The following is a 6,614-nucleotide window of genomic DNA, read 5'->3' on the forward strand; positions in this document are numbered from 1 at the left end:
CGCTCACAACAATTCTTGGCGTCGCGCCACTATTGATTGACCCGTTCTTCAAGAGTATGGCAGTAACGATTATGTTTGGCTTGTTGTTTGCGACGATTTTAACCTTAGTGGTGATTCCGTTGTTTTACGCCGTTCTTTTTAGGGTCAAAGCAGAATAGCTGAGCGAAGTAACATCCAAACATTACCTTAACTAGATTCAATGCCAGTCAATCTATCTGGCTGGCATTGTTGCATTTATCACAGCGCATATGAGCACGTTTTGAAGATGCACAGTTTTTTAAAGATAACATTTGTGTCACCTTTGCCCCAAAGTGAGTCAGAGCAACTTCGAACTTGAACTTAAACATCTCTATTTTTGTGACCTTTACCGCATGTTTAGAGCTAAATCTGTGTGGTTGGATTTTCGATATCATTTACACATCTCTGTAGTGGCGAATGTTGTCATGCTGACGATAGTAAGAACTTACCCCTGTAACGTGCAAAGGCAAAAATCATATAAGGTGTAACATTTATGACAAAAAAGGTTCATATAATCTAAAATAAACAAGCTAGGTGATAATAGATAAGGATCGTGTCCAATGAAAAAATTTATGTTAGGTGAAGATACTCTCTTAGATTCTGATAGCGCTGAATATTTTTGGATCAGGTGGATGGTTGGAGAGAGATATTCAGTGAATAAGGTTTGTGACGCAATAACTAGAGCTTTTGGCGGCGATAAAGAAACATCTATTGCGATGCTAAACGTCGCGCTGGGAAAACAAACAAAATACTCGTTGGTGGAACTGGTTAAAAGCAAACAAAGCCCAGTGCACATATAAAAAAGCGCCAATTAAGGCGCTAAAGCAATGTTGCTAAGAACTGACATGGAGTACAAGAAGTCTGTACAATCTAATGATGAAGCGACATTGTTGCATGCATCTGACTCCTTGATGAAAATGCTGTTTCATGTGATAGCCATGACACTACACAATCATAACGAAAGCATATCACGACGTTATTTTTGCTTTTAGACAAACTAATTTCTACCCCTCTGCATAAGAAAGCATTGCTCCCCCGTCCCTCATCGCGTTACGTCGCCACATAATCACACAGTTAAAAATTGCATATACGAGATGAGAGCCAACGTGGCTTTTCTCTTCCGGTTTATGAATTTTTGGTTACTATCTTTGGCAACATCAATTTCCTACGGCTATTTTAGTAGCAGAACGCTCAATAAGGAGATTGACATGCGTATGTTTAAGTTAGGTTCACTACTTGCGGCAGGGTTAGTGCTTGCATCACATCATACCCACGCTAGAGATCAAATCAGCATTGTAGGCTCATCGACGGTTTACCCGTTTGCTACCGTTGTGGCTGAACGATTCGGGAAATCCACTGACTTTGCAGTACCTAAAATTGAGTCAACGGGCTCCGGTGGTGGTCTAAAGTTGTTCTGTGCCGGTGTTGGTGAAAACTCGCCAGATATCACCAACGCATCTCGAAAGATAAAGTCCTCGGAGATAGAGCTGTGCGCAAAAAACGGTGTTAAAGATATTGTCGAAGTAAAGATTGGCTACGACGGTATCGCGTTTGCCAACTCGGTCAAATCTTTTCAGTTGAATGTTTCCATCAAAGATATATACATGGCCCTAGCTAAAGTGCTGCCCGATGAAAACGGTGAGTTAAAACCGAATCCTTACTCAACTTGGAAGCAAGTTAACAGTAACTTACCCGATGTTAAGATCGAAGTTTTGGGACCTCCGCCAACATCGGGTACTCGAGATGCTTTTGTCGAATTAGTCATGGAAGCGGGTTGTGATACCAACCCTGTCATGAAGGCGATGAGCAAATCAAACAAGGCCCAATATAAAGCCGCGTGTCACGGTATTAGGGAAGACGGCGTTTTTGTTGAAGCGGGTGAAAATGACAACCTAATCGTGCAAAAACTATCTAGCAATCCAGCCGCTTTTGGTATCTTTGGCTTTAGCTTTTTAGACCAAAATCAAGATAAAGTGCAAGGTGCAAAGATTAATGGTGTTGCTCCCACGTTTGAAGCTATTGGCGACGGTTCGTATCCAGTATCCCGCTCACTATTCTTTTATGTGAAAAAAGCGCATGTTGGAGTTATCCCTGGCATTGCAGAATATGTGAATGCATTTACGCAAGAAGATGCAATTGGTGAAGACGGTTATTTAGCTGACCGAGGGCTGATTCCTTTGCCTCTCCAGGAGTGGGAACAAGTCCGCAATGATGCCAAAAACCTAACGCCAAATTTGTAGAGCGATGTACTTTTTCTTTGCCGTTCTGCTGTGTGCAGCTTTGAACTTTCTGTTTGCGAGATGGAAAGCACTCAAAGCTGCACAGAATTTAGGAGGAGCACGTTACCTACATTCATTGCCAAACTACTACGGTTGGTACGCAATGTGGATGACAGTGCTCCCTGTGTTCGTCTTCATGCTATTCTGGCAAATCAGTGAGCCTTGGCTTGTTCGTCATCTTACTCTTGAACATTTTACTTCGCTCATTCCAATCTCGGAGACCGGGACGACGAGGGACCTGCTTTACGCCAAAATTCAAGCTCTCGACACACAAACAAGCGCCGATGCGAACTATCAAACTCAGTTAACTGAAACTCATGCTTACTATCGAGCGCTGAATGAACTCAGCACAACGATTAAAAGTTGGAGCGCGATACTGCTCATCGTCTCCACATCGATAATAGCGTTTTACAAAATAAAAGCAGGATTCAGAGCGCGCCCTCATGTTGAGAAAACAATTCGGTTCCTTCTTGCAGCAAGTTCCACTATCGCAATATTAACGACGATTGGTATTGTGTTGTCCGTTTTGTTTGAGTCCATTCTTTTCTTTTCTCAAGTCCCTATCAATGAGTTTCTTTTCGGCACACATTGGTCACCACAAATAGCCATTCGAGAAGACCAGCAAGGCGCTAGTGGCTCTTTTGGGGCAATACCTCTATTTATGGGGACGTTACTCATCACGGTTATTGCAATGTCTGTTGCTGCCCCTGTGGGGCTATTTAGTGCTATTTATCTCGCAGAATATGCACCAGAAAAAGCGAGAAACATAATTAAGCCCATGATGGAAATTCTCGCCGGCATACCAACCGTTGTTTACGGCTTCTTTGCTGCGCTCTTTTTAGCGCCGGCTATCCGCAACATGGCGGAATCACTTGGTAGTCAATCAGCCTCGTCTGAGAGCGCTTTGGCCGCAGGAGTTGTAATGGGCGTAATGATAATTCCCTTCGTGTCCTCCCTGTCTGATGACGTGATAAGAGCCGTTCCCCAAAGCCTTCGAGACGCATCATTAGCAATGGGTGCGACCCATTCCGAAACGATTAAAAAAGTTGTTTTACCCGCTGCTTTACCTGGGATTGTTGGTGGGCTACTTCTCGCAGTGTCAAGGGCGATTGGGGAGACTATGATTGTAGTGATGGCTGCTGGTTTGGCTGCCAACCTCACCGCCAATCCTCTGGAATCCGTCACGACGATCACGGTTCAGATTGTCACCTTATTGGTGGGCGATCAAGAATTCGATAGCGTTAAAACACTCGCCGCGTTCGCACTAGGTTTAACGTTATTCTTAGTCACTTTGTGTTTGAACGTTGCTGCTTTACGCATCGTGAAGAAGTATCGAGAGCAATATGAATGATCCTTTATTAAAGTTGTCTCAGGACAAAAATACGCGAGTCCGTCACTCGTTAAAACAACGGCGAAAATCGGAAAAGCGGTTTAGACTTTATGGTGTTCTTTCGATCTTCTCAGCACTGTCATTCCTAATTATCTTGTTCATTGCCATTTTCTCAACGGGTATCGGCGCTTTGAAAACAACCGAGATAAAAATGACCTTTAAAATTAATGGGGAAGCAAGGTTAGACTCACCAAGACAGCTACTTAGAGATGCACTCCGCAGTGAATTCAGATCTGCACAAACACGCTCTGAACGGAGAAAACTCTACCAATTTCTGTCACCTGAGTCCGAGTATCTTCTAAAGGAAGCAATAGACAAAGCTCAGGCGAGAACTACGCAGCTAACCTTGTGGCTACCAGCGGGAGATGCTGTTAATCAATATACTAAGCGCAAAGCCACCATGAACGACAGCCTCTTTTCTGACCGTGAGAAAAGTTGGTATACACAACTGGAAGCTCAAGACCGTATTCGAACAAGTTTCAATTGGTACTTTTTCAACAATGGGGACAGTAGGAACCCTGAAGTTGCGGGTATTGCTGGCGCATTCATGGGTTCAACATTCACGATCATTACTGCATTAACTCTGAGTTTTCCGATTGGCGTTGGGGCGGCCATCTACTTAGAAGAGTTTGCGCCTAAAAATAAACTGACTGACATCATTGAAATTAACATCAATAACCTAGCAGCTGTTCCCTCCATTGTTTTTGGGTTACTGGGGCTTGCTATTTTCCTCAATGTTTTAGGCCTCCCTCGGTCTACACCATTAGTCGGGGGCTTAGTACTTACATTGATGACACTGCCTACCATTATTATCTCGAGTCGAGCTTCTCTGAAATCTGTACCTCCATCAATCCGCGATGGCGCATTAGCGATGGGGGCTTCGAAAACTCAAGTGGTGTTCCATCATGTTGTCCCTCTTGCGCTTCCCGGAATGTTTACTGGCTCCATCATAGGCATGGCACAAGCACTTGGTGAAACTGCACCACTGTTAATGATTGGTATGGTTGCCTTTATCGTAGACATTCCGCAAGGTTTTCTTGATGCGGCAACCGCTTTACCCGTTCAAATTTTTCTTTGGTCAGAGAACCCAGAAAGAGGCTTCGCAGAACTTACGTCCGCAGCCATCATGGTTTTGTTGTTTTTCTTGTTTTTGATGAATGGCGTAGCACTTTATTTACGTAAAAAGCTAGAAAGGAGGTGGTGATGATGGAAGGGAATACATTTGAGTCTTTAAACTTATCGAATTCAAAAAGTGTGAAGGATGCTTTTGAAACGTACCAAACCATTGGTGCTTATCAATCTGCCAATCCGAGTATGACCGCCAGCAACCTCAATGTGTACTATTCAGGTACCCAAGCGCTTTTCGATGTAAGTTTAGATTTGGGACAGCAAGAAGTGCTCGCTATGGTCGGTCCCTCTGGCTGCGGTAAATCCACTTTCTTACGTTGCCTCAACCGTATGAACGACACCATACCCACGTGCCAAGTGACCGGTAATATGACGCTAGATGGCAACGATATTTTCTTTCTAGAGCCAGAAGAACTTAGAGCCAGAGTGGGAATGGTTTTTCAGAAACCGAACCCTTTCCCAAAATCAATTTATGACAACATTGCTTATGGTCCTAAACTGCACGGCTTAGTGGATACAAAATCTGAGCTCGATGATGTGGTAAAGGCGTCATTGCAAAAGGCTGGGCTTTGGAATGAGGTATCCTCAAGGTTAGATTCGCCTGCGACTGGCTTATCCGGCGGGCAACAACAGCGCCTTTGTATTGCTCGCGCGATATCTATCAGCCCGGAAGTGATATTAATGGATGAACCATGCTCAGCACTGGATCCTATTGCTACCTCTATTATCGAGAAATTAATCCTAGAGCTGAGAGAAAATTACGCTATTGGCATTGTGACGCACTCAATGCAACAAGCGAGGCGTGTATCCCAGAGAACGGCATACTTCCATTTAGGTAAGTTAATTGAAGTTAACCCGACAGAGCACATTTTTAAACATCCGGAACATGAGCTAACCAAAGGCTACTTGCAAGGGCATTTTGGATAGTGCGCGGATGATGAATATTGGTGAGGGAATGAACATGAATAAAGTTCTTTTTATTTGTAAACACAATGCTGGACGAAGCGTGATTGCTGAATCCATTGCGACCCAACTGTGGTCACCAGCAATAAAAGTAGCAAGTGGTGGTTCTCATCCGGTTGGCTCTATTAACCCTGTGGTCAAGCAGTTTTTAGAAGATCATTCGATGCCGATACCTCATAATTACTCGCATTCTTGGGAAGAGCGGACTGCTTTTCAACCTGACATCGTCATCATTCTTTGTGACACTTTACATAAAGAGCGAGCACCTATGTGGCTGTCTGGAGGGATGAGGATAAATTGGCAAGTCGACGCCTTTGATAACAAACTTTCAGACCGCGATAAATATGCTCATTGTCACAGACTTAGAGACTCACTTTATCGCCGCTTATCTATTACTGGTGAACTATTACAAAGTGATATATCCAAAGAAGAGTTGGAGATAAAATTAATCGAGCTAAAAGGTATGTAGCCCTTGCTCATTCTGTGATAACTCGTGAGCAAATCTCTAAAAGTAAAGATTTGAAAAATCAGAATAGTACATGGAGCATTTAAGACGAAGGTGTATCCAAGATGTCTGTAGTAGCTGAATGAATTTAGCCACTATAGTGGAGGGTCGCAACACCTGAAGTAATTCTTTGAATACTAATTTCGTAAAGCGACGGAAACGTTTCTGTCCAGAGGTTTGCTGACAGTGCATGAAACACGAAATTGCCCCAAAACAATTCAGAGCAAAAGCTCTTACTTACTTCGAATCTATAATTTTCCCCTATTAAAAGTTATCCGAAGAAGCTTGGGTAACAGCATTCTTCTGAAATTATAAGGCATCATGCAATCTA

The 6,614-nt window shown here is 43.4% G+C and carries 7 protein-coding genes; all 7 read left to right on the forward strand.

The window, feature by feature from the left end:
* Positions 1–158, forward strand: a 158-nt coding sequence (locus D8S93_RS25395) for an efflux RND transporter permease subunit (protein WP_193621675.1), incomplete at its 5' end; no start/stop codon positions are given.
* Positions 159–578: 420 nt separating this feature from the next.
* Positions 579–818: a hypothetical protein gene (locus tag D8S93_RS24445; RefSeq protein ID WP_031814330.1), complete on the forward strand. Its 240-nt coding sequence runs from the start codon at positions 579–581 to the stop codon at positions 816–818.
* A 408-nt stretch (positions 819–1,226) separates the two neighbouring features.
* Positions 1,227–2,258, forward strand: a complete 1,032-nt coding sequence (locus D8S93_RS24450; RefSeq protein WP_152816147.1) for a PstS family phosphate ABC transporter substrate-binding protein — start codon at positions 1,227–1,229, stop codon at positions 2,256–2,258.
* A gap of 4 nt (positions 2,259–2,262) precedes the next feature.
* The gene (gene pstC / locus D8S93_RS24455) at positions 2,263–3,648 is read left to right on the forward strand and encodes a phosphate ABC transporter permease subunit PstC (RefSeq protein WP_152816151.1); all 1,386 of its coding nucleotides are present in this window, start codon (positions 2,263–2,265) and stop codon (positions 3,646–3,648) included.
* Complete coding sequence (gene pstA / locus D8S93_RS24460; RefSeq protein ID WP_152816154.1) at positions 3,641–4,891, forward strand: phosphate ABC transporter permease PstA; 1,251 nt, start codon at positions 3,641–3,643, stop codon at positions 4,889–4,891. Before pstC ends, pstA begins: the two co-directional genes overlap by 8 nt.
* A gap of 110 nt (positions 4,892–5,001) precedes the next feature.
* Positions 5,002–5,742 (forward strand): phosphate ABC transporter ATP-binding protein PstB, encoded by a 741-nt coding sequence (gene pstB, locus D8S93_RS24465; protein WP_009704356.1) that lies wholly within the window; start codon positions 5,002–5,004, stop codon positions 5,740–5,742.
* Between the two features lie 34 nt (positions 5,743–5,776).
* Positions 5,777–6,247, forward strand: coding sequence for a low molecular weight phosphatase family protein (locus D8S93_RS24470; RefSeq protein WP_152816157.1), 471 nt, complete (start codon positions 5,777–5,779; stop codon positions 6,245–6,247).
* Positions 6,248–6,614: the final 367 nt, after the last annotated feature.

It is taken from the genome of Vibrio sp. VGrn 2, assembly GCF_009361695.1.
GTDB classification, from domain to species: Bacteria; Pseudomonadota; Gammaproteobacteria; order Enterobacterales; family Vibrionaceae; genus Vibrio; species Vibrio diabolicus.

Bases quoted from the DNA above. Each gene is read 5' to 3' on its own strand.
- D8S93_RS24445 (WP_031814330.1), top strand. From the start codon at position 579: ATGAAAAAATTTATGTTAGGTGAAGATACTCTCTTAGATTCTGATAGC.
- D8S93_RS24450 (WP_152816147.1), top strand. From the start codon at position 1,227: ATGCGTATGTTTAAGTTAGGTTCACTACTTGCGGCAGGGTTAGTGCTT.
- pstC (WP_152816151.1), top strand. From the start codon at position 2,263: ATGTACTTTTTCTTTGCCGTTCTGCTGTGTGCAGCTTTGAACTTTCTG.
- pstA (WP_152816154.1), top strand. From the start codon at position 3,641: ATGAATGATCCTTTATTAAAGTTGTCTCAGGACAAAAATACGCGAGTC.
- pstB (WP_009704356.1), top strand. From the start codon at position 5,002: ATGACCGCCAGCAACCTCAATGTGTACTATTCAGGTACCCAAGCGCTT.
- D8S93_RS24470 (WP_152816157.1), top strand. From the start codon at position 5,777: ATGAATAAAGTTCTTTTTATTTGTAAACACAATGCTGGACGAAGCGTG.